This window comes from Bradyrhizobium oligotrophicum (assembly GCF_051168495.1).
In the GTDB taxonomy this organism is placed as follows: Bacteria; Pseudomonadota; Alphaproteobacteria; order Rhizobiales; family Xanthobacteraceae; genus Bradyrhizobium; species Bradyrhizobium oligotrophicum_A.
Genome location: NZ_JBNPVB010000003.1, coordinates 394,230 through 420,907, shown reverse-complemented (window position 1 = coordinate 420,907; position 26,678 = coordinate 394,230). Strand labels below are relative to the sequence as shown.

Here is a 26,678-nt window from a genome sequence, read left to right as displayed (position 1 = left end):
ACCGGCTGCTCGCGCGGTGTGAGACGGTGGGCACGCGCCGCCTTCGGCTTCGCTTTGCCCGCCCTACGAAGGGGGCACACAGATAGGACGATCGTCGCGGCGATCAGCCGCCTGCCGCCACCCGGCGGCGCTCATTCGCATGCTCGTTGTCATGTTTGACGCGGGCGCGCTGCTCGGGGGTGACGCAGACGATGTCGCCGGCATAGGCCTCGCGCCAGACATAGCCGGGGATGCAGGCCTTGGGGCCGTTGCTGCGGTCGGCGTCATTGATGCGGTTGGGCGCCTGGCGATTGTCGTTCGCGGCGCGGCTGCGCTGATCATAGGTCACGCAGGTACGGTCGCCGGGATAAGCCTGGCGCCAGACGAAGCCGGCCTTGCAGCCGTCCGGCGGATAGAGGCGGCCCGCCTGGGTGTGGGTCATCCCGCTCAGCACGGACATCGACAGCAGCATGACGACCAAGACGATGTTGGTGGTGCCGAAACGTCCCATGGGTCCCTCCGTGAGTACAACGCATGCGGCCGGTGATGGCCGCTCAGCCGGCGCTGTCGCTGCGCGCGGCTCGACAGCGCCGCCGTCAGCGATGCGCTCAGGTTTAAAAATCGCGGGCTGCGCCCACCGTGACGCGGATCACGCAACGGGGTGAGGCCGCGTTTGATCCCTCGAACGCCGGAGCCGACAACAGCAACTCATGCGGGGCGAGGCACGGCGGTTGTGCGGCGGCCGGCGCACCCGCGCCGATTCAATGCCGCCGCGCAGTCCTACTTCGGACTTAAAAGCTTTCGATAACGACTCGCATCTGGTGGGGTGCGGGGAGTGGTGTCATGGCGTTCACTGGGCTGCGGTCGGTCGTCCTGTGTCTTGGACTACTCACCTTGCCCGCGCTCGCGGCCGACAAGTCGGTGACGCCATATCTCTCCGTGGTGCCGGAGAAGCCGAGCCTGCTCCAGCGGCTGGCGTCGGCGCTGCGACCCAAGCCGGTGCGGGCGGCCGAGCCCGCACACAAGGCCGCGCCTCGTCATGTCGCCAGCGTGGCCAAGAAGAGCAAGGCTCCGCCTGCCGCTGCGGCGACGGAGACGCCGGCGTTGTCCACGACCGTCGGCGCGGCGATGACATCTCCAGCGCAACTCTCCGAGGCCGACCTCGCCGCCAAGGGCCTCGCGCTGTTCAACGATGCGAGCCTGTCGGGCGGCAGCAAGGCGTCCTGCGCCACCTGTCACTTCTCGACCGGCCACACCAACAACAAGACCTATGTCGGCCTCGACGTGGTTGCCGACGGCGATCCCAACGGCCGCAATACGCCGACCCTGTGGGGCGTCGGCGAACGCTCGGTGTTCGGCTGGCAGGGCCAGGCCGCCACGCTCGAGGACAGCATCCGCGGCATCATCGTCAACCGTATGAAGGGGCCGGAGCCGTCGAAGGAAACCCTGGCGGCGCTCATCGCCTATGTGAAGACGCTGAACACTCCGGCGAACTGGCAGGTCAGGGAGGACGGCACGCCGCGTGAGGATGCGAGCCCGGCGGTGAAGCGCGGCTTCGAGCTCTATGTCGGCGACGGCGGCTGCGGCACCTGCCATCAGCTCCCGAGCTTCGACAAGAAGAGCAAGGACGACATCGGCACCGGCGGCAAGTTCAAGGTGCCGACCCTGCACGCGGCCGCATCGACCGCGCCGTATTTCCACGACGGCCGCACGGCCTCGCTGCGCGATGCGGTGAAGCTGATGTGGGAGTTCTACGCCAAGAAGATGGAGTCGCGGCTGCCGACGGAGGCCGAACTCGATGATCTCACGGCGTATGTCGGGGCGCTCTGACGCGCGTTAGAGCATTATCATTCGCAATCGCCCCGCGCGAACCCTCAACCCTCTCCCTGAGGAGCCCGCCCTGAGGCGGGCGTCTCGAAGGGCGAGGCCCCGATGCGGGCCTCATGGTTCGAGACGCGCCGCCTTGGGCAGCTGTCGCGGAGAGGCTGCGGAGTAAGGCGCTCCTCACCATGAGGGGCAAGAGCGACCTTCGCCTCAGATGTTGGCGCCGAGATCGGCGATGTCGTCGAACAGCACGCCGGTCTTTGACAGCAGAGCTTCGAGCTCGTCGGTCGCTTCCGCAATCGGGCGGGTCGCGGTGTCGATCACCAGTTCGGCGTCGAGTGGCGGCTCGTAGTCGGTGCCGATGCCGGTGAAGTTCTGCAAGGCTCCGGCGCGGGCCTTGGCGTAGTGGCCCTTGGGATCGCGGCTCTCGCAGATCTCGGCCGGCGTCGCGACATGGACCTCGCGGAACAGGTCGCCGGCGATGCGGCGCGCCGATGCGCGGTCGTCGCGGGCCGGTGACACCGCGGCGACGATCGCGACGTGGCCGTTGCGGGCGAGATGGGTTGCGACCTCGGCGAGGCGGCGGATGTTCTCGGCGCGGTCCTCCGGCGTGAAGCCGAGATCCTTGTTGAGGCCGGCGCGCACGGTGTCGCCGTCGAGCAGCACGGGCGCGCCGCCGCGGCTGAACAGCCGGCGCTCCAAGGCACGGGCGAGGGTGGATTTGCCGGCGCCGGGCAGGCCGGTCATCCAGACCACCGCGCCCTTGTGGCGGTAGCGGTCGGCGCGCTCCTGCGGCTGCAGCGCCGATTCCACCGGGATGATGTCGACGGGCGCGGCGCGCTTGCCGGCGTCGACGGTCAGGACGAGACCGCCGCCGGCGATGCGGCCCTGGACCTCGATGACGAGGCGGCCGGTGCGCGCGTTCTCGGTATAGGGATCGACGGCGACCGGTTGCGTCAGCGCGATCTCGATCTCGCCGACATGGTTGCGCGCGATCGAGGCGTTCTCCTCGTTGGACAGCGAGCCCGGATCGACCGCCTTCTCGATCGCCACCACGCTGCCGCGGGCCTCGCGGGTGCCGAGCCGGACCAGGATGTTGTCGCCCTTGGCGAGCGGCTGGTCGTGCAGCCAGAAGATGCGCGCATGCAGCCGTCGCGCGGCTTGCGGCTCGCGGCCGACATGGGCGATGATGTCGCCGCGCTCGATGAACAGCTCGCGGTCGAGCGTGATGCCGACCGAGCGGCCCGCGCCTTGCGCCGACGTCACCGGCGTCTGCGGCCAGCCCTCGACGGTCTTGATCTTGGCGATCTTGCCGGCCGGCATGATCACGATCTCGTCGCCGGTGCGTAATTCACCCGCTTCGACGCGGCCGGCGACGATGCGGCGGTCGTCGAACTTGTAGATCGCCTGCACCGGCAGGCGCAGCGGCAGGCTCGACAGCGGCTTCGCCGGCTCCAGGCCGTCCAGCGCCTCGACCACGGTCGGGCCCTTGTACCAGCCGATGCGCGAGGTCAGCTCGGCGACGCCGTCGCCGTCGCGGGCGGAGATCGGAATCACGGCCACCGGCTTGACGCCGAGGCCTTCGAGATGCGCCGAGATCTCCGACTTGATGGCGTCGAAACGCGCCTCGCCGAAGTCGACGCGGTCCATCTTGTTGACGACGACCGCCACCTGCTTCACGCCGAGCAGATGCAAGAGATAGCCGTGGCGGCGGGTCTGGTCGCGCACGCCTTCGAGCGCGTCGATGATCAGCACCGCGCCGTCGGCCTGCGAGGCGCCGGTGATCATGTTGCGCAGGAACTCGGCGTGGCCGGGCGCGTCGATCAGCACGACCTCGCGCGCATTGGTGCGGAAGCGGATCTGCGTGGTGTCGATGGTGATGCCCTGGTCGCGCTCGGTCTGCAGCGCGTCGAGCAGGAACGACCATTCGAACGGCATGCCGCGACGGGCCGAGACGGCCTGCAGCATCTCGAGCTTGCCGTCCGGCAGGCTGCCGGTCTCATGCAGGAGGCGGCCGACCAGCGTCGACTTGCCGTGATCGACATGGCCGACGATGACGATTGAGACCTGCGGACGGGTGGTGCCGTTCGGCGTGGCGGGAGCGGCGGCCGGGACTCTCATGTTCATGACCTCGCGCTCCGCGTCAGAGATAGCCGGCGACGCGCAGACGCTCGAAGGCGTCCTCGGTTTCATGGTCCAGCGCGCGGCCCGCGCGCTCCGGCACCTTGGTGCTTTCGAGCTCGGCGAGGATCTCGGGGATGGTCGAGGCGTTGGACGAGACCGGGAAGGTGATGTCCTGGTCGCCGAGGGAGCGGTAGCGCTTGCCGTTCTTGGACAGGTACAGCGGGATGATCGGGATGTTCTCGCGCGCGGTGTAGGCCCAGATGTCGGCCTCGGTCCAATGCAGGATCGGATGGATGCGCAGATGCGCGCCCTGCGGCGGCGAGGCGTTGAAATGGTCCCAGAACTCCGGCGGCTGGTCGCGCACGTCCCAATGGCCCTCGGCGCCGCGCGGCGAGAACACGCGCTCCTTGGCGCGGGTCGCCTCCTCGTCGCGGCGGATGCCGGCGATCAGGCCGTCGAAGCCGTGCTTGGCGAGCGCCATCTTCAGGCCCTCGGTCTTGCGCGCCGCGGAGCGCGCGGCCGGCGGCAGCGTCGGGTCGACGGCATCGATCGGTGGACACGGCTCGACGCGGAGATCGAGGCCCCATTCCTGCGCGTAGGTGTCGCGGAAGGCGTACATCTCCGGAAACTTCTTGCCGGTATCGACATGCATGGCTGGGAACGGCACCCGGCCGAAGAACGCCTTGCGCGCCAGCCAGATCATCACGTTGGAATCTTTTCCCAGCGACCACAGCAGCGCGAGCTTCTTCAGCCGTGCAAAGGCCTCGCGGAGAATGTAAATGCTCTGCGCCTCCAGCTGGTCGAGATGATCCATCGTCGGGGCAGCGCTGAGGACGCGCGGCATGGAAGATGCTTGCTCGAGCTCGGAAGAGGGCAACCGGTCTCTGGAAACGTCGTTGGTGAGAATGTGCATGCTGTCAGCCATCGCCTGCTTGGGAGAAAATTCTATGGCGAAGCCAAGAAATAATTTTCTCTTTACGTCCGCGGCGTGACACTTATATAGAAAATAATTCCAGTCAACCCCGAAGAGTCGAAGCCGAAGAGCGCAATGCAATATCTGCCGGTGTTTCTCGATCTGAAGACCGGTCCCGTGCTGCTGATCGGCGCGGGGGAGCTCGTGCGCGCCAAGCTCCGGGTGTTGCTGTCGGCCGGCGCCGATATCCGCTGGTTCGCGACCGATGGCGATTTCGATCTCGCCGGCTTACACGATGACCATGGCCAGATCGCGCGCGCCGAGGGCGATCCGCTCGCGGCCGACCTCACCGGCGTCATCGCCGTGCTGTGCGCGGGTGCCGGCGACATCGGCGTGGCGATGGCGGCGCGGGCGCGCAGTGTCGGCCTGCCCGTCAACGTGATGGACGACCTCGCGCATTCCAGCTTCATCTTCCCGGCGATCGTCGATCGCGGCGACGTCGTGGTGGCGATCGGCACCGGCGGCTCGTCGCCGGTGGTGGCGCGCCGCGTGCGCGAGCGCATCGAGGCGCTGCTGCCGGCGCGGATCGGCGAGCTCGCGGGCTTCATCGGCGAGTTCCGCAAGACCATCAATCCGGTCATCGCCGAGATGCCGCTGCGCCGCCGCTTCTGGGAACGCATCGTCGATGGCCCGATCGGCGCGCTCGTGCTCGCGGGTCGCAAGCAGGAGGCCGCGGCGGCGCTGCACGGCATTGCCGATCCCTCGGCCTATGCGGGTGCCGACAAGACGGGCCGCAGCGAGGGCCATGTCACCCTGGTCGGCGCCGGTCCCGGCGATCCCGATCTTCTCACCATCAAGGCGCTGCGCGCGCTGCAGGACGCCGACGTCGTGTTCTACGACGAACTGGTGACGCCGGAGATTCTCGACCGCATCCGCCGCGACGCCTCGCGCGTGCCGGTCGGCCGCCGCGTCGGCAAGCCCGGCATCGGCCAGGATGCCGTCAACAGGCTCTTGATCGAGGCCGCGCGCGAGGGCAAGCGCGCCGTGCGACTGAAGGGCGGCGATTGCTTCGTGTTCGGCCGCGGCGGCGAGGAAGTCGATGCGCTGCGCAAGGCCGGCGTGTCCTACACCATCGTGCCCGGCATCACCGCAGGGCTTGGCGCCGCCGCGCAGTTCGAGGTGCCCCTGACCTTCCGCAGCAAGGCGCTGCGCATCACCTTTCTCACCGCGCACAAGGAGCGCGACGCCGAGGCGGTCGACTGGTCGGTGCTGACCGACACCAAGATGACCGTCGTCGTCTACATGGGCATGACCGCAGCACCGGCGGTGCGCTCCGGCCTGCTCGCCGCGGGACGCTCGCCGCAGACGCCGGTCGGCGTGTTCGCGCGGGTGACGCGGCCGGATGCGCAGGCTGCGGTCGGCACGCTCGATCAGTTGCCGGACCTCGTCGCGAGGATCGACGGCGGCCCGGCCATTCTCGTCATCGGTGACGTCGTGGCGCATTCGGCGCCGTGGCGTCAGCAGAATCTCAGTCGCGTGATTGAACAACTCCTGGAACCCGTCTGAATGACCTCTCCGCTGCAACAGAAGATCAAGATCACCGGCCCCTCGGTCATCACCGCCAACCGGACCTGGGACGGCGCGGTGATCTACCGCACCGGCGCCAAGAGCTGGTCCGACGCGCTGAGCGATGCGGCGATCGTGCGCACCGCCGACGAGGCGCGGGCGCTGCTGACGGAAGCGGTGGCCGACGATCTCGGCGCCATCGGTGCCTATATCGCGCCGGTCGAGGTCGCCGCCGACGGCGCGGTCAAGCCGGGCAATCTCCGCGAACACATTCGGCTGACGGGCGCCACCATCGCGCTGCCGGCTCAGGCCTGAAGGGCTTCTCATGTATGCTTATGACGAAATCGATCGCACGCTGGTCAACGAGCGCGTCGCCGAATTCCGCGACCAGGTGAAGCGGCGCCTCTCCGGCGAGCTCACCGAGGACGAGTTCAAGATCCTGCGCCTGCAGAACGGCGTCTACCTGCAGCTCCACGCCTACATGCTGCGCGTCGCCATCCCCTATGGCACGCTGTCGTCGGAGCAGTTGCGGCGGCTCGCCCATGTGGCGCGGCGCTACGACCGCGGCTATGGCCATTTCACCACCCGCCAGAACATCCAGTACAATTGGATCAAGCTGTCGGAGCTGCCGGATGCGCTGGCGGATCTCGCCGAGGTCGGCATCCATGCGATGCAGACCTCCGGCAACAACATGCGCAACGTCACCTCCGACCAGTGGGCGGGCGTCGCCCCGGGGGAGATCGAAGACCCGCGCATCTGGGCCGAACTGATCCGTCAGTTCACGACGCTGCATCCGGAATTCTCGTTCCTGCCGCGCAAGTTCAAGATTGCGATCACGGCCTCCGATCACGACCGCGCCGCGATCAAGATCCACGACATCGGCCTGCGTCTCCTCAAGAACGAGCAGGGTGAGACCGGTTTCGAGGTGCTGGTCGGCGGCGGCCTGGGACGCACGCCGTTCATCGGCAAGCTCATCAGGCCGTTCGTCCATGGCCGGGACATCCTGAGCTACATCGAGGCGATCCTGCGCGTCTACAACCAGTATGGCCGCCGCGACAACATCTACAAGGCGCGCATCAAGATCCTGGTCCACGAGCTCGGCATCGAGAAGTTCGCCGCCGAGGTCGAGGAGGAGTGGCAGCAGATCCGCGACGGCGCGCTGAAGATCGACGACGGCGTCGTCGAGGACATCCGCTCGCGCTTCTTCTATCCGGCCTATGAGACGCTGCCGGCGATGCCCGACGAACTCAAGCAGGCGGCGCATGATGCTGTCTTCGAGGCGTGGCGCAAGAACTCGGTGTTTGCCCACAAGGCGCAGGGCTATTCGATCGTGACCGTGTCGCTGAAGCCGGTCGGCGGTCCTCCGGGTGACGCGACCGCCGACCAGATGGATGCGCTCGCCGATATCGCCGACACATACTCGTTCGGTGAGATCCGCGTCGGTCACGAGCAGAACCTGGCGCTGCCGCATGTCAGGAAGCGCGACCTGCCGGCGCTGTGGAAGGCGCTCGACGCGATCGGACTTGCGATCCCCAACGTCAACCTCGTCTCCGACATCATTGCCTGTCCGGGGCTCGACTACTGCTCGCTGGCGAATGCGCGGTCGATCCCGATCGCTCAGGAGATCACGCGCCGTTTCGCCAATCACGACACCGCGAACCTGATCGGCCGGCTGCACATCAACATCTCCGGCTGCATCAATGCCTGCGGCCACCACCATGTCGGCCATATCGGCATCCTCGGCGTCGAGAAGAACGACGAGGAGTTCTACCAGATCACGATCGGCGGCCGTGCCGACGAGGGCGCCGTGCTCGGCACTCTGATCGGCCCCGCTGTGCCCTATGCCGAGGTCGCCGACGTCGTCGAGGACATCGTCGAGGCCTATCTCGCGCTGCGCGCGCATCCCGAAGAGCTGTTCGTCGATACGGTGAAGCGGCTCGGGGTCGAACCATTCAAGGAGCGGGTCTATGCCACTCGTTAAGGGCGGACACATCATCGCGGACGAGTTCGTCCGTGTCGCCGACGATGCCGAATTGCCGGCGCAGGGCGCGATCCTCGTCTCCGAGGCGCGCTTTCTGGCTGGTCCTGATGCGCTGGTCGGCCGCGCCGGCGGCAAGCTCGGCGTGATCTGGCCGAACAATCGCGATGTCGATGATCTCGTGCCCCATCTCGACCGCATCGCGCTGGTCGCGCTGCTGTTCCCGAACTTCCGTGACGGCCGCGCCTACACCCAGGCGCGCCTGCTGCGCGAGCGCCATGGCTATCGCGGCGAGCTGCGGGCCACGGGGCAGGTGCTGCGTGATCAGTTCGTGTTCATGCTGCGCGCCGGCTTCGATGCCTTCGAGGTCAAGAAGCAGGCCGACGCCGAGGCCTTCGCCGAGACGGTGAAGCGCTATTCGGTGTTCTACCAGCCGACCGGCGACGGCCGGCTCTCGGCCCTGCATCAGCGCCTGCAATTGCGCCATTCGGAGAGTGCCGGGCTGTGAGCACCTTGGCTGCATCATCGTCGGACGCACAGACGCCTGTCGCGGCGCTGGATGCAGCGCTGCGCACGGCTACGCCGCATGAGATCATTGCCGCCGCCTTGCAGGCGATCGGGCGCGAGCGACTCGCCGTGGTGTCGTCGTTCGGCACGGAGTCGGCGGCGCTGCTGAAGGTCACGGCCGACGTCGATCCGGCGATCCCGGTCGTCTTCCTCGACACCGGGCACATGTTCGCAGAGACGCTGGCCTATCGCGACCAGCTGATCGAGATCCTCGGCCTGCAGGACGTGCGGTCGATGAAGCCTGATGCCGCAGCGCTGGCCCGGGAGGATGCCGACAACGAATTGTGGTTCTCAGATCCCGACGCCTGCTGCCGCATCCGCAAGGTCGAGCCGCTGGCGCGCGCGCTCAAGCCCTTCGCCGCCTGGATCAACGGCCGCAAGCGCTTCCAGGGGGGCTTGCGCGCCGCGATTCCCGTCGTCGAGCAGGACGGCGCGCGGGTGAAGTTCAATCCGTTCGCCAACGTCACCCGCGAGGACATCGCGGCGATCTATCGTGCGGCCAACCTCCCGCAGCATCCGCTGGTCGCGTCCGGCTTCCGGTCGATCGGCTGCATGCCCTGCACCAGCCGCGCGGACGCAGCCGAAGACGACCGCGCCGGCCGCTGGCGCGGCCGCGGCAAGACCGAATGCGGCATCCACACGGTCGCGACGTCATCGGTGTAGAGAGCCCAGCGCTGTCCGACATCATCTACATTTCCCGCTAAGGTTGTTTTCCCATTCTTGCGGACATATCGGGAACAAGATCAAGCGCGAATGCATTGCCGCCCGCGTTGGACTGCGGTAATCGCCGTGTTTCGCGCCTTCACGACGGCATTGTGTCGCGGCACAGAATGCCCATCCCATTGCGCCCCGCTTCGTAGCACAATGCTCATGTCCGGCCGGAAACAAGAGAATCCGGTTTCGTTGACTCTGAACCGTACATCCGGCGTTCTGCTGCACGCGCCTGCCACATTGCGGGTCATTGGAATGGAGAGCTTGGATGATGCGGCGTGTTCTGGCTGTTGTCGCGGGCCTGGCATGGGCAGGATCGGCCTATGCGGCCGACGTGAGCCTGCTCAACGTGTCCTACGATCCGACCCGCGAACTCTATGTCGAGTTCAACAAGGCGTTTGCCGCGAGCTATCAGAAGGAAACCGGCAAGAGCGTCGAGATCAAGCAGTCGCATGGCGGCTCCGGCGCCCAGGCCCGCAGCGTGATCGACGGCTTGCAGGCCGACGTCGTGACGCTCGCGCTCGCCTACGACATCGACGCGATCGCGGGCAAGGGGCTGGTCGCCAAGGAGTGGCAGAAGCGTCTGCCGCAGAACGCCTCGCCCTACACCTCGACCATCGTGTTCCTGGTCCGCAAGGGCAATCCGAAGGGCATCAAGGATTGGGACGACCTGCTCAAGCCCGGTGTCGACATCATCACGCCCAACCCGAAGACCTCCGGCGGCGCGCGCTGGAACTACCTCGCCGCCTGGGGCTATGCTCTCAAGAAGACCAGCTCGGCCGACAAGGCCAAGCAGTTCGTGGCCGACCTGTATAAGCATGTTCCGGTGCTCGACACCGGTGCCCGTGGCGCCACCGTCACCTTCGTGGAACGCGGCGTCGGCGACGTGCTGCTGGCCTGGGAGAACGAGGCCTATCTGGCGCTTAAAGAATTCGGTAAGGAAAAGTTCGAGATCATCTCGCCGTCGCTGTCGATCCTGGCCGAACCGCCGGTTGCCGTCGTCGATACCGTCGTGGCCAGGAAGGGCACGCAGGCCGCCGCCGAAGCCTATCTGAAGTACTGGTATACGAAGGAAGGTCAGGAAATCGCCGCACGCAACTTCTACCGTCCGCGTGATTCGGACGTGGCGAAGACGTACGCCGACTCGTTCGCAAAGGTCGAGCTGTTCACGATCGACGACGTATTCGGCGGCTGGACCAAGGCCCAGAAGGATCATTTCGGCGAAGGCGGGATCTTCGATCAGATCTACAAGAACTGATCCGGAGTCGACGGCAGGAGACGATGGGGTGAGCCAGAGAATGAGCCAGGTGGCGTCTTGAGCGTTCTTGCGCCGCGGCGTAGCACGTTGCCGGGTTTCGGTCTCACCATGGGACTGACGCTGACCTGGCTGTCGCTCGTCGTCCTCATTCCGCTGGCCGGGCTGTTCGTCCGCTCGACCGAACTCAGCCTGGAGCAGTTCTGGGGCATCGTCACCAGCCGGCGCACCTTGAGTGCGCTCAAGATCTCGTTCGGCCTGTCCTTTGCTGCGGCGCTCGTCAACCTCGTGATGGGCACCATCGTGGTCTGGGCGCTGGTGCGCTACCGCTTCCCGGGCCGGCGGCTGTTCGACGCCATCGTCGATGTGCCGTTCGCCCTGCCGACGGCGGTCGCCGGCGTGGCGCTGACCGCGCTGTTCGCGCAGAAGGGCTGGCTCGGCGCGCCGTTGGCCGAGCTCGGCATCAAGGTGGCGTTCACGCCGCTTGGCATCTTCATCGCCATGATCTTCATCGGCATCCCCTTCGTCGTCCGCACCGTGCAGCCGGTGCTGATCGATCTCGATCCCGAGATCGAGGAGGCTGCTGCGAGCCTGGGCGCTAGCCGCTGGCACATCATCACCAAGGTCATCCTGCCCAGCCTGATGCCGGCGCTCCTGACCGGCTTCGCGCTGGCCTTCGCCCGCGCCGTCGGCGAGTACGGCTCAGTGATCTTCATCGCCGGCAATCTGCCGAACGTGTCGGAAATTGCCCCCCTCCTGATCGTGATCCGCCTGTCCGAGTTCCGCTATGCCGACGCCACGGCCATTGCAGTGGTCATGCTTGTGGTGGCATTCGTGATCATCTTCGCGGTGAATCGCTTGCAGCGCTGGGCCCAGGCCCAGGCGCCGTCGACTTGAGGCCGCGACATGAGCATCGAGATGACCCTGCAACGGACGTCCGGCCCAACGGCACAGTCCAGCCATATCGCGAGTGCTGCCCGGCGCGATCCGCGCGCTGAGCCGGCCGCCGTGCGCATTGCCATCATCACGCTCGCCATCGGCTTTCTCTCGATCTTCGTCGTGCTGCCGCTGGTGGTCGTGTTCGTCGAGGCGTTCGGCAAGGGCGTGATGGCCTACCTGTCCGCTCTGGCCGACCCCGAGGCGTGGTCCGCCATCCGCCTCACGCTCGCGGTCGCGGCCGTGTCGGTCGGCACCAACCTGCTGTTCGGCCTCGCCGCCGCCTGGGCGATCGCGAAGTTCGACTTTCCCGGCAAGACCTTCCTGATCACCTTGATCGACCTGCCGTTCTCGGTGAGCCCGGTGATCTCGGGCCTCGTCTTCGTGCTGCTGTTCGGCGCGCAGGGATTCTTCGGGCCCTGGCTGCAGAGCCATGGTCTGCAGATCCTGTTCGCCTTTCCGGGCATCACGCTCGCCACTGTGTTCGTGACCTTTCCGTTCGTGGCGCGCGCGCTGATCCCCTTGATGCAGGAGCAGGGCACGCAGGAGGAGGAGGCCGCGATCTCGCTCGGCGCCTCCGGTTTGCAGACCTTCTTCCGGGTCACCTTGCCCAACATCAAATGGGGCGTGCTCTACGGCGTCCTGCTCTGCAACGCGCGCGCGATGGGCGAGTTCGGCGCGGTCTCGGTGGTGTCGGGCCACATCCGCGGCGAGACCAACACGATGCCGCTGCTGGTCGAGATCCTCTACAACGAGTACCAGATGGTGGCCTCGTTCGCGATCGCCTCGCTGCTCGCGATGCTCGCGCTGATCACGCTGATTGCCAAGACCATTCTCGAACGGAACATCGACGAGGACATGCCTCATGACCATTGAAGCGCGGGGCGTCGTCAAGACCTTCGGCTCCTTCAAGGCGCTCGACAGTGTCGACCTCAAGGTCGCCAATGGCGAGCTCTTGGCGCTGCTGGGGCCTTCGGGCTCCGGCAAGACGACGCTGCTGCGCATCATCGCCGGCCTGGAATGGCCCGATGCCGGCGAGATCCTGTTCGACGGCGAGAACGCGCTCGACCGCGGCGCGCGCGAGCGCCATGTCGGCTTCGTGTTCCAGCACTACGCGCTGTTCCGGCACATGAGCGTGTTCGAGAACGTTGCCTTCGGCCTGCGCGTGCAGCCGCGCAGCATCCGCAAGAGCGAGGCACAGATCCGCGCACGCGTGAAGGAGCTGCTCGACCTCGTGCAGCTCGACTGGCTCGCTGACCGCTATCCGAGCCAGCTCTCCGGCGGCCAGCGCCAGCGCATCGCGCTGGCCCGGGCGCTGGCCATCGAGCCGCGCATCCTGCTGCTCGACGAGCCGTTCGGCGCGCTCGATGCCAAGGTCCGCAAGGAGCTGCGGCAGTGGCTGCGCACCCTGCACCACGAGATCAACGTGACCTCGATCTTCGTCACGCATGACCAGGAGGAGGCGCTCGAGGTCGCGCATCGCGTCGTCGTGATGGACAAGGGCCGCATCGAGCAGGTGGGCTCGCCGAACGACGTCTATGACAGTCCGGCGACCGCCTTCGTCCACGGCTTCATCGGCGAGTCGATCATGCTGCCGGTCGAGATTTCCGGCGGCGCGGTGCATCTCAACGGCCGGCCGCTGGACATCGCCGCCCCCGGCGGGGCCGCAGGCGCCTCGACGCTGTTCGTGCGCCGTCACGATATGCTGATCGGCCCGGCCGACAGCGGTACCCTGCACGGCGCCGTCACCCATGTCCGCAGCTTCGGCCCGGTCCAGCGCGCCGAGATCGCGCTAACCGAAGGCTCCACCATCGAGATCGACGCCCCCCGCGACCGCGAACTCCGCATCGGCGATCGCATCGGACTCAAGCCGCGGCATTATCGGATTTTCGCCGGCTGAAGGTGGAGTCTCCGTTGCGCCTTTGGTTGTTTTTATGTATGATAAGTACGAGGTGGAGAGGGTGGCCAATGAAGTCCATCTTTTTATTGCTAGCAATTTTGACGGCTGGTCTGGTAACGGCTTCTGTTTTTCCTCAGCCCGCAGCTGCCGACTGCAATAATAATCGGTGTAAGTGAACCTAAGCGCAAGATTTTTGTGGGGGCCAGCGCCTTGGGTATGCTGGATCGATTATTATATATAGTTTCTATTGATTGGCTACGTATTTGCTCAGTGCTTCTGAGCTCTGCAGTGATCTATTTTCTTACCGTAGATCTTCTCCGTGACAAGCGAAAGCATGACGTCACTTCGCCCTCATCATTTTATGCACTAGATGAGATCGTTTCATCGGTTTGGTTCCGTGCGATTGGTGTGTTTTTTGCAGGGACGATTTCGCTAACCTTTGCTGCCGTAGCGTTCGATGCTGCGGCATGTCTGTCTGCTTTGAAGCAAGTCCTTCTTGATCTCGTGAAAGACCATTTACCTGTTAAAGTACATCAAGGATTTATATCAATCAGTGCGGCGATACCACCTTGGGCGGAGCCGCTAATTGTCTTAAGCGCTTTTCTGTTCTTATTTGCGAGCAAAATTAGGTCGCTATTAGTATATGCGCGGGACCTAGTTTTGAACACGACCGGGTTGTATTCAGTCATAGATGAGAACGCGAAAGAGGCTGCGCGCGCCCTTCTGCAGTTGCATGGAGGGGATTTCGATCGTTTAGAAACTCAACTCCAGCACTCATTAGGTTCTGAAGCCCCTCTGCCCCCGGAATTTGTTGGAAACAAGGGGGAAAATAGGGTTGCGTACCAACTAATCTGGCGCTGTCGAAGTCAGATCCGCGCCGATGGCTTAATCAATAGCCTGGACTTTCTACGGCAGCGGCTTGGGGTCTCTCCAAGTTCCGAGGGAGGACTTAAGTTTGACCTCAGGCGTCTGATTGCAGCTCCTATCCTTTTCTCTGCCCTCCTAGGACTCTATGTAATCTTTGTCCCCCTTCTCCGTCGAGTTGTGCCTCTTCATTTTGAGTGGCCGAATCCAGATAGAGACGGTTGGTTTAGTACAATCCGATATGTGCTTAAGTTCACAGCCAGCTTTGTCTTGCCGTTGGCATTTGCGTTGCATGCATTTCCAGTGCGACGAAGAGCGTTCAGGCGAACGGAGACTCACGAAACCTCTTTTGCCGTCATGGCGACCTCTCAGCTGATTATATCGCTTGCCGTGCAGGAACTCTTCAACGGGATCGACGTGGCAGTTGCAGCGTGGAGCTCGCAGGATTACTCATTTTTGTCGCCTCGTTTGCATATCTCGGCTCTTCTCTATTCGATGGTTCCTATAATTGCGTTTGGCGCCATCCTATGGCTGCGCTCTTTGGGGGCTTCCCGTTCGATTATTGTCGGAGGTACAACGGCCTTGATAGCCGTCTCCTTCGGATTTTGTGATTTTGTGTATGAATGCCATCTCCCCGCATTCTATCACTACTACTTGTATCAAGCTCTGCTTGGTTCGTTCATTTCTATGTCGTTCTTCGCTGCAGGTGCGATAATGGAGTGATGTTCAATATCATCCCTTCGTCTCCCTCTGAAGAGCTGTAGAGTTCAGGCGTCCGCACCCAGCGTGAGCAGTCTGACTGATCTTTAAATTGGCACAACTCGTCCGATGGCCGAGAGCTTTCTGTGGACTTGGCCATCTGGCTTTTCGAACAGCCCGAACGCATCGCGCGGATCTTTTGGCTAACGGATCTTTTGGTGAAATGACCGTTGCCGGCTAGAATGTCTCAAATTGAACCGATGGAACTTACCGTCGATTCACCTTTCAGCCACGGTTGATGTGCAACAACCCGCCTCTCGTCATCGCATAGGGTCCGGTTCATTGAAGCGTCTGGCTTTCGCTCTCTCCATTGCATTCCTGCTTGCCGGCTGCGCGGCTGAGGCGCCCGTCGTGCAGGCGCCGACCATGTATGCCGACATGGCGGTCGCCGGCGCGAAGCTTGACGCGGTGGCTGCGGCGACGATGATCTCACAATATCGTCAGAACAACGGACTCGGCATGGTCGAGGTCGATCCCGAACTGATGCGGCTGGCGGAATCGCAGTCGCAGGCGATGGCCGACAAGAACAAGCTCGATCATGACGTGCGCGCGCCGCTGGCGAAACGCCTGACCGGCGCAGGCTATGATGCGACGGTGGCCGTCGAAAACGTCTCGGCCGGCTATCACACGCTGGCCGAAGCCTTTTCCGGCTGGCGCGACTCGCCGCCCCACCGCGCCAACATGCTGAAGAGCGGTGTCACAAAAATAGGCATCGCCGCGAGCTATGCTCCGAACACCAAGTACAAGGTATTCTGGACTATGATTCTGGCGGCACCCGACGGCAAGAAGCCTTCCTGAGAGGCACCGCTGCTCTCTCTGCGCAGCGGTCTGTCCGGTTGAGCCCCACAGGTGGCCGGAAGCGACCTATGCGTGAGGCTGGATTGACGTTATCACGCGGTCACGCCACGCTGGCCCATTCGCTGATAACCGATCGATTGACATGACACATCATCCGCAGCCGGCTCCGCCGACGACTCCCACCGAAGCAAAGCGCGTGCTGGTCCTGCAGGGTGGTGGCGCGCTCGGCTCCTATCAGGCCGGCGCCTATCAGGCGCTGTGTCATTTCGATTTCGAGCCGGAATGGATCGCCGGCATTTCGATCGGCGCCATCAACGCCGCAATCATCGCCGGCAACGACCGCGAGAAACGCGTCCGCCGTCTCAAGGAATTCTGGGAGATGGTGTCGTCGCCGGTACCGTGGAAGCCGCTGCTCAATGGCGACCGTCACCGCTCGGCCTTCAACGAAGTCAGCGCTGGACTGATCGCGGCGTTCGGCGTGCCCGGCTTCTTCACGCCGCGGTTTCCGCCGGCGCCGTTGTGGCCCTCCGGCTCGCCGCAGTCCGTCAGCTATTACGACACCGCGCCGCTGAAGCGCACGCTGGAACGGCTGGTCGATTTCGACCGCATCAACGATCTCAAGACGCGATTGTCGGTCGGCGCCGTCGGCGTCACCACCGGCAACTTCACCTATTTCGATAATGTCGAGTTCAAGAAGCAGGGCAAGTGCATCGGCCCCGAGCACATCATGGCCTCAGGCGCGCTGCCACCGGGCTTTCCGCCGGTCGAGATCGACGGCGAGCATTACTGGGACGGCGGCATCGCCTCCAACACGCCGCTCGACTACGTGCTCGACGCCGAGACCGATCGTGACCTCCTGATCTTCCAGGTCGACCTGTTCTCCGCGCGCGGCAACCTGCCGCGGACGCTGCTCGAGGCCGCCGAGCGCGAGAAGGACATCCGCTATTCCAGCCGGACGCGGATGAACACCGACAAGAACCGGATGATCCACAATACGCGCAAGGCGTTCCGCGAGCTCTATGCCAAGCTGCCGGACGAATTGCGTAACGATCCCTCGCTGGAGATTCTGTGCAAGGCGGCGCAGGAGAACACCGTGACGGTGGTGCACCTGATCTATCGCAGCAAGAACTACGAGACCTCGTCGAAGGACTACGATTTCTCGCATGTGGCGATGGTCGAGCATTGGGAGGCGGGCGTGCGCGACGTGCATCAGTCGATGCGCCACAAGGACCGGCTGGAGCGGCCGCAGTCCGGCGAGACCATGGTGACCTACGATCTCACGCAGGACGGCAGCCTTGCGGCCGCCAAGAAGGAGTGAAGCAATGACGACGAATTTGAAAGGCAAGACCGCGGTGGTCACCGGCTCGACCAGCGGCATCGGACTCGCGATTGCCCGCGGCTTCGCCTCGGCCGGCGCCAACGTCGTGATCAACGGCTTCGGTGCACCTGCCGACATCGAGAAGGAGCGCGCCGCGATCGAGAGCGAGTTCAAGGTGAGGGCCGTGCATTCGCCGGCCGACATGAGCAAGCCGGCCGAGATCGCCGGCATGATCGCGCTCGGCGAAACGACGTTCGGCTCGGTCGACGTGCTCGTCAACAATGCCGGCATCCAGTTCGTGTCGCCGGTCGAGGAATTTCCGCCGGAGAAATGGGAGCAGATCATCGCGATCAATCTCTCCTCGGCATTCTACGGCATCCACGCCGCCGTGCCCGGCATGAAGAAGCGCGGCTGGGGCCGCATCATCAACACGGCGTCCGCGCATTCGCTGGTCGCCTCGCCGTTCAAGTCGGCCTATGTCTCGGCCAAGCACGGCATCGCCGGCCTCACCAAGACCGTGGCGCTGGAGCTCGCGACCCACAAGATCACCTGCAACTGCATTTCGCCGGGCTATGTCTGGACGCCGCTGGTCGAGAAGCAGATCCCCGACACGATGAAGGCGCGCAATCTCACCAAGGAGCAGGTCATCAACGACGTGCTGCTGGCCGCGCAGCCGACCAAGGAGTTCGTGACGGTCGATCAGGTCGCCGCGTTGGCGCTGTTCCTGTGCAGCGACGAGGCCGCGCAGATCACCGGCTCCAACCTGTCGATCGACGGCGGCTGGACCGCGGAGTAACGATCTTTGCTGAGGGGCGGGGTCTGCCAGATCCCCCACCGTCATCGCCCGGCTTGACCGGGCGATCCAGTACTCACCGGCAGCTGTGTGTCATCGAGACGCTGCGGCGTGCTGGATTCCCCGCCTTCTGGGAATGACCGTGGGTGGTGTGGCCCTCTCACGCAAAGCTATCAATTCGCGCCGGGGCGGGTTTCGCTCGAGCGCGCGCCATTCTACAAGCGTGCGTCTCCACGACCAGCGCACGGACTTTCATCTTGCTCACCACCATCATCGGCCTCGGCGCCGCCACCTGCACCACGTGCTCGTTCCTGCCCCAGGTCATCAAGGCCTGGCGCTCGCGCTCGACCCACGACATCTCGGCCGGCATGTTCGTGCTGCAGACCACCGGCAACTCGATGTGGCTGCTCTACGGCGCGCTGATCAGCGACCTGCCGCTGGTCGTCGCCAACGCCATCACGCTGGGCCTGGTGGCCGCGATCCTCGGCCTGAAGCTGCGCTACGGTTAGGAGGGCGCATCACGCGCCCGGCCATTCAGCTGCGCCGCGCGAAGATGTTGGTGTTGGTCGACGCGACGCTCTGGCCTGGCGGCAGCACGACCACGGTCGATCCGAGCTGGACGTGGCCATAGAGGTCGGCGACGTCGGTGTTGGTCATGCGGATGCAGCCCGATGAGATCGCCTGGCCGATATATTCGGGCTGGTTGGTGCCGTGGATGCGGTACAGGGTGTCCTTGTTGCCCTCGTAGAGATAGATCGCGCGGGCCCCGAGCGGATTGGCCGGGCCGCCGGCGACGCGCTTCGGATAGGGCCCAAGGCGCGCCTGGATATCGGCGGTGGGAACCCAGTCCGGCCATTCCGCGAGCTTGCCGACCGTGGCGACGCCGGAGAACGCCATCGCTTCCTCGCCGACGGCCACGCCATAGCGGATCGCCTTGCGGTCGGGAAGGACGTAGTAGAGGAAGCGCGCGTCGGTATCGACGACGATCGTGCCCGGCTGTTCCTGCCGGGTATATTCGACGATGTGGCGCTGGAACTGCTGCGGGATCTGCGCCTCGGCGTAAGGCGCGCGCGCCAGCAACTGACGGTCGCGCGGATTGAGGGCCGCCTCCGTGCTCGGCGACAACGTCGCTTCCATGCAGCCGGCCAGCAACATCGTTCCGGCCAGCGCTACTGCGAGCCCCAGTCTCGACATCTCGATCTCCCCCAACGCGCAATCAAATCATCTGCCCGGAAGATCGCGCCAATATCAAGGCGTTGCACCCAACACTTGCGTGATCGGAGCGCGACGAGAGCTGTCGCGGCGCTGCGTTCTCGGTTCCGTCGAGCCGACGCCAAGATGATGCGACAGATGCGTCAACACGGTTCCATCAAGACGTCTTACCGAAGGCGAGCACGTGCAGCCCGAGGCGCTGCTTGACGATGCGGAACAGCAGCGCCGTCTCGAACGCCAGCGACAGCGAGGTCGCGGCTGCGGCGCCATGGCCGCCGAAATGCGGAACCAGCAGGATGCACAGCACGAGGTTCATCACGAAGGCCGCCGCATAGGCGGAGGCGCAGGCGCGCTGCTGGCCCAGCATGTTCAGGAGCCGCTCGACCGGGCCGATCGCCGCGCGCACGACGAGGCCGATCGCGGCGATGAACATGATGTCGTAGCCGCTCGTGAACTGCGCGCCGAACAGCCACAGCAGCGGCTTGCCGAGCGCGAGCAGCACCAGGGTCGCGGCGAGCGACGGCCAGAACGTCCATTTGATGGCATGGGCGACATAGGCGGCCAGCCGCGCTTTGTCGCCGAGCGCGTGATATTCGGCGAAGCGATGCGCCGTCGTCGCCGACATCGCGTAGTGGATGAACGACACCAGCGCGAGCGTCTTCACGACGGCGAAGTAGATGCCGACCTCTTCGGACGAGCGGAATTGCTGCAGCACCAGCACGTCGGTGTAGGACAGCAGCAGATAGAAGCTCTCGACCAGCAGAATCGGCAGCGAGATCGCGAGCCAGCCGCGCAGGTCATACTGTCGCGGGCCGCGTTCGATATGACGACCGAGCCGCCGGTTCAGCGCCAGCATCTGGCCGAGCATCGCGATCCACACCGCAGCGGCGCTCGCGGCCATCGCCGCGGTCGCGCCGAGATCGAAGCCGAGCACGACGGCGCCCGCGGTGAAGCCGATGATCAGCGTCTGGCGGATGATGAATTGCGGCATCAGCCCGAGCGTCATCCAGTCGTGCGAACGCGCGATTCCGTCCTGCGTGTTGGCGACCACGAAGGCGGGCAGCGTGAGGCAGCCGACGTAGAGCGGCATGCGCTCGCTCGGCTCGATCCACGGCGACAGCAGGGCGACGAGGCCGGCGAGCAGCAGCGCGGCGATGGTGGAGGTCGCGAGTGTCAGCCAGCGTCCGCCGGACAGAAAGCCGCGCAGCAGAGCGTGCTGGCCCGTGGTGCGGTAGTCCGGAATGATCTTCTGCGCCGAGGAGGCGATGCCGACGTCGAGCATGCTGCCGAGCAGCAGCACCCAGGTCCAGACATAGACGTAGGTGCCGTAGTCCGAGCCGCCCATCCAGCGTGCGAGCAGGATCTGGCTGAGATAGGCGAGGCCGGCGCTGAGCACGCGGATCAGGAAGATGGTGCCGGCCAGCCGCCGCGTCAGCGAGGCTTCGCCGCTGCCGCCGAGCGCGACGAGGCGCGCCTTCAGCCGGGCCGTGAGGCCCGGCGCTGCGGGATCGTTGCGGGCATCCATCACGGCCACGGCAGGTCCGGCTCCACGGCCGCGCTGAAGGCGGCGATGGCCCTTCCCTATCAACGCATCGTTAAGATTGGGTTGGTCAGGGCAGGTTGACGTTGAACTCGTAGGCCTTGTCGGGCGCGACCAGCGTGAACTTCAGCGCCGCGCCGTCGGGCTTGACGCCCGGCGGGACGCCGTCGAGTTCGAAGGCGAAACGCTTGATGCCCGGTGTGCCGCTGTCCCGCGCCACCGGGATCGGCAGCGCCCAGTCCGGCGTCGGCCCTTCGACATAGAGCTGGACGCCGCGCGGATCGGCCGTGGCGACATCGACGATGACGTCCTTCTTGCCGTCGCGCTTGACGTCACGGATCGTCGGCGGATTCGGATCGCCGACATTGGCCGGTTTCGGCACGGTGTCGAGCGCGGCCGACAGCGACGCGTCCTCGGTGCTGGCCACGCTGGTGAAGGCGAGCTCGGCCTTGGCTTCCACCGGGATGCAGATCTTCTCGCAGACCGCGTAGCTGATGTCGGCGCGCAGAATCATCGGCTTGTCGACGCTCTTGGCGACGACGCGCAGCGGCAGCACGACCTGATCGTGATAGCCGAGCGAATGGCCGCCCGCGCCGTCGTCGAACTTGGTCGGCGCCGGCCACAAAATCGTCACCGCTTCGACGTTCTCCGACTTGGAAAAGTCGAACCGCGGCGGCACGCCGGAATCACCGGGCGTTCGCCAATAGGTCTTCCATCCCGGCTGCAGCTGAATGGCGATGCCGCCCAGCATGACCGGGCCGCTGCGCGAACCCGCGAGCAGGCGCACCGCGGAGTGGCTGTCGCGCTGCCAGGGCGAGGAGTCCTGCGCCTGCGCGCCGAACGCAAGGCAGGACGACACGACGGTGGCGACGAGCAGTGTGGCGGAGTGATGAGGAACCAAGGCGGACATGAGACGTCTTTAGAGTGCTGTTCAGGCGCAAACCATTGAATTGCTTGTGAGGCAGATTTCGTCGCCGGGACCTGAACCTTGATTGACAGATGCGCATCCCAATATCAGGATATCGACGATCATGAGAGTCCTTGCGGATGAATCCTGAAGCAAAACGGCTGGGCGACATTCGCCGCAAAGTCACGGGGATCGGGGACCACGCCTCACAGGGTGGTTACCTCGATGGCCAGCTGCTGGTTGCGATGCCCGTGATGGGCGATTCCCGCTTCGAACGCTCCGTGATCTATCTCTGCGCGCACTCGGCCGAGGGCGCCATGGGTATCATGGTGAACCGGCCGGCCGGCAGCATCGATTTCCCGCAGCTCCTGATGCAATTGAATATCATCGAGAAGGGCGATCAGATCAGCCTGCCCGACAGCGCCGAGACGATGAAGGTGCTGAGCGGCGGGCCGGTCGACACCGGGCGTGGGTTCGTGTTGCATTCGAGCGACTACTTCATCGCCAATGCGACCTTGAAGATCAATGACGGCGTCTGCCTGACGACGACCATCGACATCCTCAAGGCGATCGCCAAGGGCAACGGCCCCAAGCACGCCATCCTCGCACTCGGCTATGCCGGCTGGCGCGCCGGCCAGCTGGAGGAAGAGATCCAGGACAATGGCTGGCTGCATTGCGACGCCGATGCCGACCTGATCTTCGGCGACAATGTCGAGGACAAATACGATCTCGCGCTGCGCAAGATCGGCATCGATCCCGGCATGCTGTCCAACGCCGCAGGACATGCGTAGAAGCGAGCGTCGATCAGCCTCTCCGCCGTCATTGCGAGCCAACGGGTCCGCGCGGAGGCGCGGCCCGATGACAGGCTCCGCGAAGCAATCCAGAGTCCCACCCGAGCCCCTGGATTGCTTCGTCGCTGCGCTCCTCGCAATGACGACCCATCCTGACAGTGGTCCCTAAAGGCAGCTACTCCGCCGCCTGCTGCGCCACCGTCGGCTCGGTGCCGGCGACCGTGGCGCGGCGCATGTCGCGCGGCTGCGACTGGTCGTAGCGGCGCACGCGATGCATGGTCTGGCGATTGTCCCACATGATCAGATCGTGCAGCGTCCATCGGTGGACATAGACAAACTGCGGCTGCGTGGCGTGCTCGGTGAGATCGCGCAGCAGCAGCCGTCCCTCAGGGATGCTCATGCCGACGACAGCGCCGGCATGTGACGACAGATACAGCGAGTTGCGGCCATGCGCCGGATGCGTGCGGACCAGCCGCTGCCGAACCGGCTTGAACATCGCCTTCTCCTCGTCAGTGTAGTCGAGGAAGCCGAGCGAGCCGCGCGAATACATCAGCGAATGTTCGCAGACGAGGTCCTCGATCTCGGCCCGGGTCTCCTGATCCAGCGCGTCATAGGCCGCGCGCATGTCGGCGAATTCGGTGTTGCCGCCTTTCGGATTGACGATGCGCGCCGAGAGGATCGAGTAATTGGCCGGGATCGGCCGGAACGAGCTGTCGGAATGCCACAGGCAGTTGCCGAGATTGAACAGATGCGTGCGATGGTCCGGCGGCAGCGGCTGGCCGTCCTTGCCGAGATTGGACACGTCGTTGAGGCCGGTGGTGAGGCGGTAGTCTTCCTTCCTGGTGACGGTGCCGCCGCGCGCCTGCTCGCGTTCGCCGAAGTTCAGCGCGAAAGCGAGCTGCTGCTCGTCGGTGATGTCCTGATGATGGAACACGAGTACCCCGTAGTGATCGATCGCAGCCTGCAGCTGCGCGACCTCATCCGGTGTGAGAGGCTGGCGAAGATCGACACCCGAGACGTCGCCGACGAAATGCGGATGCAGCTGCCGGATGGCGATCGCCATGGCGTCCTCCTTGCGTATCCTCATCGGACGGACTGGTGTCCGCGTCTGATCCGAGAGGCTACGCCGGCACTCCCCGATGTCAACGCGAGCGATCGAGCGCCGCGCGCACGGCTGTCATGCCGGCGCGTCGGACATCATGCGTTGCGGGCCATCGGCCCGCCGAGCCCACGGCGCCACCGACGAGTGCGTTGATCGTGGCTCGGCCTATTTGCGGCTCGCGGAAAACGACGGCACCGATCAGGTCCGTTCGGGAGGCACGATTCACCGACCCGCGCGTTTGAGACCGGCACGGCGTGATGAAGCCGGACGATCAATGCATGCGGCTGTCGCGTACTCAACTTTGCCGCAGTGCGGCCTATGATCCAGCCCCGCCTGCCGTCGCGTTTCCCGCTGCATGTGCGCGTCTCACGCCACTAACACACTGGAGTCAGCATGATTCTGCGCAGAACGTTCATCGCGTTTGTCGCGTCGGCGGCAGCCCTCGTCGCAGTGCCGTCGGCGCGTGCCGACAGCATCAATGCCGGTGGCCGCAGGGCCGGCGCCGTCCAGCCCTTCGATACCAGGAGCGTGGCGGAGTTCGACACGCCCTGGGCGATCGCCTTCCTGCCCGATGGGCGGATGCTGATCACGGAGAAGCCGGGCCGGATCTTCCTGGTGACCCAGAGCGGGCAGAAGACCGAGATCGGCAACGTCCCTGCCGTGGCGGCGCGCGGACAGAACGGCCTCCTGGACATCGCGGTGTCGCCGAGCTTTGCGACGACGTCGCAGGTCTACTTCACCTCCACCGAGCCGGGTGCCGACGGCAGCCGGCTCGTCCTGAGCCGTGCCGTGCTGTCGCTGGCGAACGACCGCGCCACTTTGACGGATCTCGCGGCGATCTGGCGCCAGACGCCCGCCGGCGGCGGCGGGCAGCCCGGCGGCATCATTGCGTTCGACCCGGCGGGAACGCATCTGTTCCTGACCGTGGGCGATCGCATGCAGCCGACCAGCGCGCAGGATCCGCGCCAGGCGCGCGGCAAGCTGCTCAGGCTCAATCTCGACGGCTCGACGCCGTCGGACAATCCGATGGCCGAGGACAAGGGCGTGCCGGCGCAGACCTGGACCACCGGCCATCGCAATCCCTATGGGCTCGCCTTTGCCGCCGATGGCCGGCTCTGGCTGCACGAGATGGGCCCGCGCGGCGGTGACGAACTCAACCTGATCGAGCCGGGTAAGAACTACGGCTGGCCGCTGGTCTCCAACGGCGACAATTACGACGGCACGCCGATTCCACGCCATGCGACGCGGCCGGATCTCACGGCGCCTCCGCTTTATTGGGATCCGGTGATCGCGCCGGCCGGTCTCGCGTTCTACGACGGCGCGATGTTTCCACAGTGGAAGGGATCGGCACTGATCGGGGGCTTGCGCGCCCAGGCGCTGGTGCGCGTGGCCTTCGGCGCGAACGGCCAGCCCGATGAGGCCGAGCGCTGGGACATGGGCGCGCGCATTCGCGATGTCGCGGTCGCGCCGGATGGCGCGGTCTGGATCATCGAGGATGATTCGCCGGGCCGCTTGCTGCGGCTGACGCCGGCGAAGTGAGACTGCGGATGCTGCGCGGCGCGCGGGCCCTGCTTGCCGCGCGGTGGCGTTGACAGCGCGTCGACCGCTCTCCACACATGTCGACAAACACCAAAGAGGGCAGGGAGATGAACGCGCTCGATTTCTCGGGGCGGCAGGTGCTGGTGATCGGCGGCTCCAGCGGCATCGGCAACGGCATCGCGCAGGCGTTTCGTGCGCAGGGCGCCGACGTCGCCGTCTGCGGCACGCGCGCCGGCGCGGCCGATTATCGCGCGGAGGATGGGTCGGATCTCGACGGCCTGCATTATCAGCAGCTCGACGTCGGCAATGCCGCGGCGATCGAGGCGTTCGCGCCCGGCTTCGACCGGCTCGACGTGCTGGTGCTGGCGCAGGGGGCGGTGCTGTATCGCCGCGGCGAGTTCGCCATGGACGGCTTCCGCAAGGTGGTGGAGGTCAACCTCATCAGCCTGATGGCCTGTGCGACGAAGTTTCACGACATGTTGCGCGCAGCCAAGGGCGTGCTGATCATCGTCTCGTCGACGGCGGCCTATCATTCGACGATGGGCAATCCGGCCTACAATGCGTCCAAGACCGGCGCCGTCGGGCTGACCCGGACGCTGGCCGAGGCGTGGGCGGGTGACGGCATCCGCGTCAACGGCATCGCGCCGGGTTTGGTCGATACCAAGATGACCAGGGTGACGACGGCCAATCCGCAGCGTCTCGCAGGCGCGCTGCAACGCATCCCGCTGAAGCGCCTGGGCACGCCGCAGGACATGGCGGGCGCGGCCCTGTTCCTGGCGTCGCCGTTGTCGTCCTACATCATCGGACAGACACTGGTCGTCGACGGCGGGTTGATTTTGTAGTCATTCGGAACTGTCACCGCTCCAGCCGGTTAGTTCGACAGCAATCCCGCAGGTGCAGGACAAGGAGAGCGGTAATGGATCAGGATCGGCTGACGGGTACGGTCAAGGATGTCGCAGGCAAGGTCGAGGGCGGCGTCGGCGAAATGCTGGGCGACAAGAGCACGCAGGCCTCGGGTCGTGCGCGCGAGGCGTCGGGCGTCGTTCAGAATCTCTATGGCCAAGCCAAGGATGCCGCACGCGAGGTCGGCGATGCCGCCATGGATTACGCCAAGGATACGCTCGGCAGCAGCACAGATACGCTGCGCGACGGCACGCAGGCGCTGACCAAGCGCGTGCAGGACAATCCGATGGGCGCGCTGCTGGTCGCAGGCGGTATCGGTTTCCTGCTCGCGGTGTTGATGCGCCCGAGCCGGCCGCAGAAGCCGCAGCGCTGGCGCTACTGAACTGGCGACAGCCAGTT

26 protein-coding genes are annotated in these 26,678 nt (G+C 65.2%); 19 read left to right on the top strand and 7 right to left on the bottom strand.

All coding sequences use genetic code 11. The features are described 5' to 3' along the window. Nucleotides 1-103: 103 nt before the first annotated feature. Nucleotides 104-490 (bottom strand): hypothetical protein, encoded by a 387-nt coding sequence (locus tag ACQR1B_RS08665; protein WP_434832187.1) that lies wholly within the window; start codon nucleotides 488-490, stop codon nucleotides 104-106. Nucleotides 491-822: 332 nt separating this feature from the next. Here ACQR1B_RS08665 and ACQR1B_RS08660 point away from each other — a divergent pair, with 332 nt between their 5' ends. After that, complete coding sequence (locus ACQR1B_RS08660) at nucleotides 823-1,809, top strand: cytochrome-c peroxidase (RefSeq protein WP_434832186.1); 987 nt, start codon at nucleotides 823-825, stop codon at nucleotides 1,807-1,809. Nucleotides 1,810-2,013: 204 nt separating this feature from the next. Here the strand turns inward: ACQR1B_RS08660 and cysC are convergent, their stop codons facing one another. Both cysC and cysD read right to left on the bottom strand, forming a co-directional pair. Beyond that, nucleotides 2,014-3,930, bottom strand: coding sequence for an adenylyl-sulfate kinase (gene cysC, locus ACQR1B_RS08655; RefSeq protein ID WP_434832185.1), 1,917 nt, complete (start codon nucleotides 3,928-3,930; stop codon nucleotides 2,014-2,016). Between the two features lie 16 nt (nucleotides 3,931-3,946). After that, complete coding sequence (cysD, locus tag ACQR1B_RS08650) at nucleotides 3,947-4,741, bottom strand: sulfate adenylyltransferase subunit CysD (RefSeq protein ID WP_434832320.1); 795 nt, start codon at nucleotides 4,739-4,741, stop codon at nucleotides 3,947-3,949. 234 nt (nucleotides 4,742-4,975) lie between these two features. On the opposite strand from cysD, the gene cysG reads away from it, so the two are divergent. The 14 genes from cysG to ACQR1B_RS08580 all read left to right on the top strand — a co-directional run bounded on the left by cysG (nucleotide 4,976) and on the right by ACQR1B_RS08580 (nucleotide 18,794). Continuing rightward, entirely contained in the window at nucleotides 4,976-6,406 is a 1,431-nt protein-coding gene (gene cysG, locus ACQR1B_RS08645; RefSeq protein WP_434832184.1) for a siroheme synthase CysG, read from the top strand. Then, the gene (locus tag ACQR1B_RS08640) at nucleotides 6,407-6,721 is read left to right on the top strand and encodes a DUF2849 domain-containing protein (RefSeq protein ID WP_434832183.1); all 315 of its coding nucleotides are present in this window, start codon (nucleotides 6,407-6,409) and stop codon (nucleotides 6,719-6,721) included. A 10-nt stretch (nucleotides 6,722-6,731) separates the two neighbouring features. Beyond that, a complete protein-coding gene (locus ACQR1B_RS08635; protein WP_434832182.1) occupies nucleotides 6,732-8,387 on the top strand; it encodes a nitrite/sulfite reductase in 1,656 nt (551 codons plus the stop codon). Then, the gene (locus ACQR1B_RS08630) at nucleotides 8,374-8,892 is read left to right on the top strand and encodes a DUF934 domain-containing protein (RefSeq protein WP_434832181.1); all 519 of its coding nucleotides are present in this window, start codon (nucleotides 8,374-8,376) and stop codon (nucleotides 8,890-8,892) included. Before ACQR1B_RS08635 ends, ACQR1B_RS08630 begins: the two co-directional genes overlap by 14 nt. Then, nucleotides 8,889-9,614, top strand: a complete 726-nt coding sequence (locus tag ACQR1B_RS08625) for a phosphoadenylyl-sulfate reductase (protein ID WP_434832180.1) — start codon at nucleotides 8,889-8,891, stop codon at nucleotides 9,612-9,614. Before ACQR1B_RS08630 ends, ACQR1B_RS08625 begins: the two co-directional genes overlap by 4 nt. 316 nt (nucleotides 9,615-9,930) lie before the next feature. Continuing rightward, nucleotides 9,931-10,920, top strand: coding sequence for a sulfate ABC transporter substrate-binding protein (locus ACQR1B_RS08620; RefSeq protein WP_434832179.1), 990 nt, complete (start codon nucleotides 9,931-9,933; stop codon nucleotides 10,918-10,920). A gap of 57 nt (nucleotides 10,921-10,977) precedes the next feature. Beyond that, a complete protein-coding gene (gene cysT / locus ACQR1B_RS08615) occupies nucleotides 10,978-11,814 on the top strand; it encodes a sulfate ABC transporter permease subunit CysT (protein WP_434832178.1) in 837 nt (278 codons plus the stop codon). Nucleotides 11,815-11,823: 9 nt separating this feature from the next. After that, complete coding sequence (gene cysW / locus ACQR1B_RS08610) at nucleotides 11,824-12,729, top strand: sulfate ABC transporter permease subunit CysW (RefSeq protein ID WP_434832177.1); 906 nt, start codon at nucleotides 11,824-11,826, stop codon at nucleotides 12,727-12,729. Next, nucleotides 12,719-13,753: a sulfate/molybdate ABC transporter ATP-binding protein gene (locus tag ACQR1B_RS08605; RefSeq protein WP_434832176.1), complete on the top strand. Its 1,035-nt coding sequence runs from the start codon at nucleotides 12,719-12,721 to the stop codon at nucleotides 13,751-13,753. Before cysW ends, ACQR1B_RS08605 begins: the two co-directional genes overlap by 11 nt. A gap of 288 nt (nucleotides 13,754-14,041) precedes the next feature. Then, nucleotides 14,042-15,340 (top strand): hypothetical protein, encoded by a 1,299-nt coding sequence (locus tag ACQR1B_RS08600; protein WP_434832175.1) that lies wholly within the window; start codon nucleotides 14,042-14,044, stop codon nucleotides 15,338-15,340. Between the two features lie 318 nt (nucleotides 15,341-15,658). Continuing rightward, a complete protein-coding gene (locus ACQR1B_RS08595) occupies nucleotides 15,659-16,174 on the top strand; it encodes a CAP domain-containing protein (protein WP_434832319.1) in 516 nt (171 codons plus the stop codon). A 142-nt stretch (nucleotides 16,175-16,316) separates the two neighbouring features. Beyond that, nucleotides 16,317-17,492: a DUF3734 domain-containing protein gene (locus ACQR1B_RS08590; RefSeq protein ID WP_434832174.1), complete on the top strand. Its 1,176-nt coding sequence runs from the start codon at nucleotides 16,317-16,319 to the stop codon at nucleotides 17,490-17,492. Between the two features lie 4 nt (nucleotides 17,493-17,496). After that, nucleotides 17,497-18,288 carry a 3-hydroxybutyrate dehydrogenase gene (locus tag ACQR1B_RS08585; protein WP_434832173.1) on the top strand — a complete coding sequence of 264 codons (792 nt, stop codon included), beginning with the start codon at nucleotides 17,497-17,499 and terminating at the stop codon, nucleotides 18,286-18,288. Nucleotides 18,289-18,542: 254 nt separating this feature from the next. Next, complete coding sequence (locus ACQR1B_RS08580; RefSeq protein ID WP_434832172.1) at nucleotides 18,543-18,794, top strand: SemiSWEET transporter; 252 nt, start codon at nucleotides 18,543-18,545, stop codon at nucleotides 18,792-18,794. A gap of 25 nt (nucleotides 18,795-18,819) precedes the next feature. On the opposite strand, the gene ACQR1B_RS08575 is transcribed toward ACQR1B_RS08580, so the two are convergent. The 3 genes from ACQR1B_RS08575 to ACQR1B_RS08565 form a co-directional block, all read right to left on the bottom strand. Beyond that, nucleotides 18,820-19,479, bottom strand: a complete 660-nt coding sequence (locus ACQR1B_RS08575; protein WP_434832171.1) for a L,D-transpeptidase — start codon at nucleotides 19,477-19,479, stop codon at nucleotides 18,820-18,822. Nucleotides 19,480-19,654: 175 nt separating this feature from the next. Continuing rightward, nucleotides 19,655-21,031, bottom strand: coding sequence for a lipopolysaccharide biosynthesis protein (locus ACQR1B_RS08570; protein ID WP_434832170.1), 1,377 nt, complete (start codon nucleotides 21,029-21,031; stop codon nucleotides 19,655-19,657). Between the two features lie 76 nt (nucleotides 21,032-21,107). Further along, entirely contained in the window at nucleotides 21,108-21,947 is an 840-nt protein-coding gene (locus ACQR1B_RS08565; protein ID WP_434832169.1) for a protein-disulfide reductase DsbD domain-containing protein, read from the bottom strand. Between the two features lie 137 nt (nucleotides 21,948-22,084). Between ACQR1B_RS08565 and ACQR1B_RS08560 the strand changes: the two genes are divergently transcribed. Next, complete coding sequence (locus ACQR1B_RS08560; RefSeq protein ID WP_434832168.1) at nucleotides 22,085-22,735, top strand: YqgE/AlgH family protein; 651 nt, start codon at nucleotides 22,085-22,087, stop codon at nucleotides 22,733-22,735. A 175-nt stretch (nucleotides 22,736-22,910) separates the two neighbouring features. Here ACQR1B_RS08560 and ACQR1B_RS08555 read toward each other — a convergent pair whose 3' ends face one another. Continuing rightward, nucleotides 22,911-23,798, bottom strand: coding sequence for a TauD/TfdA dioxygenase family protein (locus ACQR1B_RS08555; protein WP_434832167.1), 888 nt, complete (start codon nucleotides 23,796-23,798; stop codon nucleotides 22,911-22,913). Nucleotides 23,799-24,230: 432 nt separating this feature from the next. Here ACQR1B_RS08555 and ACQR1B_RS08550 point away from each other — a divergent pair, with 432 nt between their 5' ends. From ACQR1B_RS08550 to ACQR1B_RS08540, 3 genes are all read left to right on the top strand, one after another. Further along, a complete protein-coding gene (locus tag ACQR1B_RS08550; RefSeq protein WP_434832166.1) occupies nucleotides 24,231-25,376 on the top strand; it encodes a PQQ-dependent sugar dehydrogenase in 1,146 nt (381 codons plus the stop codon). Between the two features lie 107 nt (nucleotides 25,377-25,483). Next, entirely contained in the window at nucleotides 25,484-26,218 is a 735-nt protein-coding gene (locus ACQR1B_RS08545) for an SDR family NAD(P)-dependent oxidoreductase (protein WP_434832165.1), read from the top strand. Nucleotides 26,219-26,292: 74 nt separating this feature from the next. After that, complete coding sequence (locus ACQR1B_RS08540) at nucleotides 26,293-26,661, top strand: CsbD family protein (protein WP_434832164.1); 369 nt, start codon at nucleotides 26,293-26,295, stop codon at nucleotides 26,659-26,661. Nucleotides 26,662-26,678: the final 17 nt, after the last annotated feature.

Coding starts and splice junctions, on each gene's coding strand:
- ACQR1B_RS08665 (WP_434832187.1), bottom strand. CDS start 490: ATGGGACGTTTCGGCACCACCAACATCGTCTTGGTCGTCATGCTGCTG.
- ACQR1B_RS08660 (WP_434832186.1), top strand. CDS start 823: ATGGCGTTCACTGGGCTGCGGTCGGTCGTCCTGTGTCTTGGACTACTC.
- cysC (WP_434832185.1), bottom strand. CDS start 3,930: ATGAACATGAGAGTCCCGGCCGCCGCTCCCGCCACGCCGAACGGCACC.
- cysD (WP_434832320.1), bottom strand. CDS start 4,741: ATGGATCATCTCGACCAGCTGGAGGCGCAGAGCATTTACATTCTCCGC.
- cysG (WP_434832184.1), top strand. CDS start 4,976: ATGCAATATCTGCCGGTGTTTCTCGATCTGAAGACCGGTCCCGTGCTG.
- ACQR1B_RS08640 (WP_434832183.1), top strand. CDS start 6,407: ATGACCTCTCCGCTGCAACAGAAGATCAAGATCACCGGCCCCTCGGTC.
- ACQR1B_RS08635 (WP_434832182.1), top strand. CDS start 6,732: ATGTATGCTTATGACGAAATCGATCGCACGCTGGTCAACGAGCGCGTC.
- ACQR1B_RS08630 (WP_434832181.1), top strand. CDS start 8,374: ATGCCACTCGTTAAGGGCGGACACATCATCGCGGACGAGTTCGTCCGT.
- ACQR1B_RS08620 (WP_434832179.1), top strand. CDS start 9,931: ATGATGCGGCGTGTTCTGGCTGTTGTCGCGGGCCTGGCATGGGCAGGA.
- cysW (WP_434832177.1), top strand. CDS start 11,824: ATGAGCATCGAGATGACCCTGCAACGGACGTCCGGCCCAACGGCACAG.
- ACQR1B_RS08605 (WP_434832176.1), top strand. CDS start 12,719: ATGACCATTGAAGCGCGGGGCGTCGTCAAGACCTTCGGCTCCTTCAAG.
- ACQR1B_RS08590 (WP_434832174.1), top strand. CDS start 16,317: ATGACACATCATCCGCAGCCGGCTCCGCCGACGACTCCCACCGAAGCA.
- ACQR1B_RS08585 (WP_434832173.1), top strand. CDS start 17,497: ATGACGACGAATTTGAAAGGCAAGACCGCGGTGGTCACCGGCTCGACC.
- ACQR1B_RS08575 (WP_434832171.1), bottom strand. CDS start 19,479: ATGTCGAGACTGGGGCTCGCAGTAGCGCTGGCCGGAACGATGTTGCTG.
- ACQR1B_RS08565 (WP_434832169.1), bottom strand. CDS start 21,947: ATGTCCGCCTTGGTTCCTCATCACTCCGCCACACTGCTCGTCGCCACC.
- ACQR1B_RS08560 (WP_434832168.1), top strand. CDS start 22,085: ATGAATCCTGAAGCAAAACGGCTGGGCGACATTCGCCGCAAAGTCACG.
- ACQR1B_RS08555 (WP_434832167.1), bottom strand. CDS start 23,798: ATGGCGATCGCCATCCGGCAGCTGCATCCGCATTTCGTCGGCGACGTC.
- ACQR1B_RS08550 (WP_434832166.1), top strand. CDS start 24,231: ATGATTCTGCGCAGAACGTTCATCGCGTTTGTCGCGTCGGCGGCAGCC.
- ACQR1B_RS08545 (WP_434832165.1), top strand. CDS start 25,484: ATGAACGCGCTCGATTTCTCGGGGCGGCAGGTGCTGGTGATCGGCGGC.
- ACQR1B_RS08540 (WP_434832164.1), top strand. CDS start 26,293: ATGGATCAGGATCGGCTGACGGGTACGGTCAAGGATGTCGCAGGCAAG.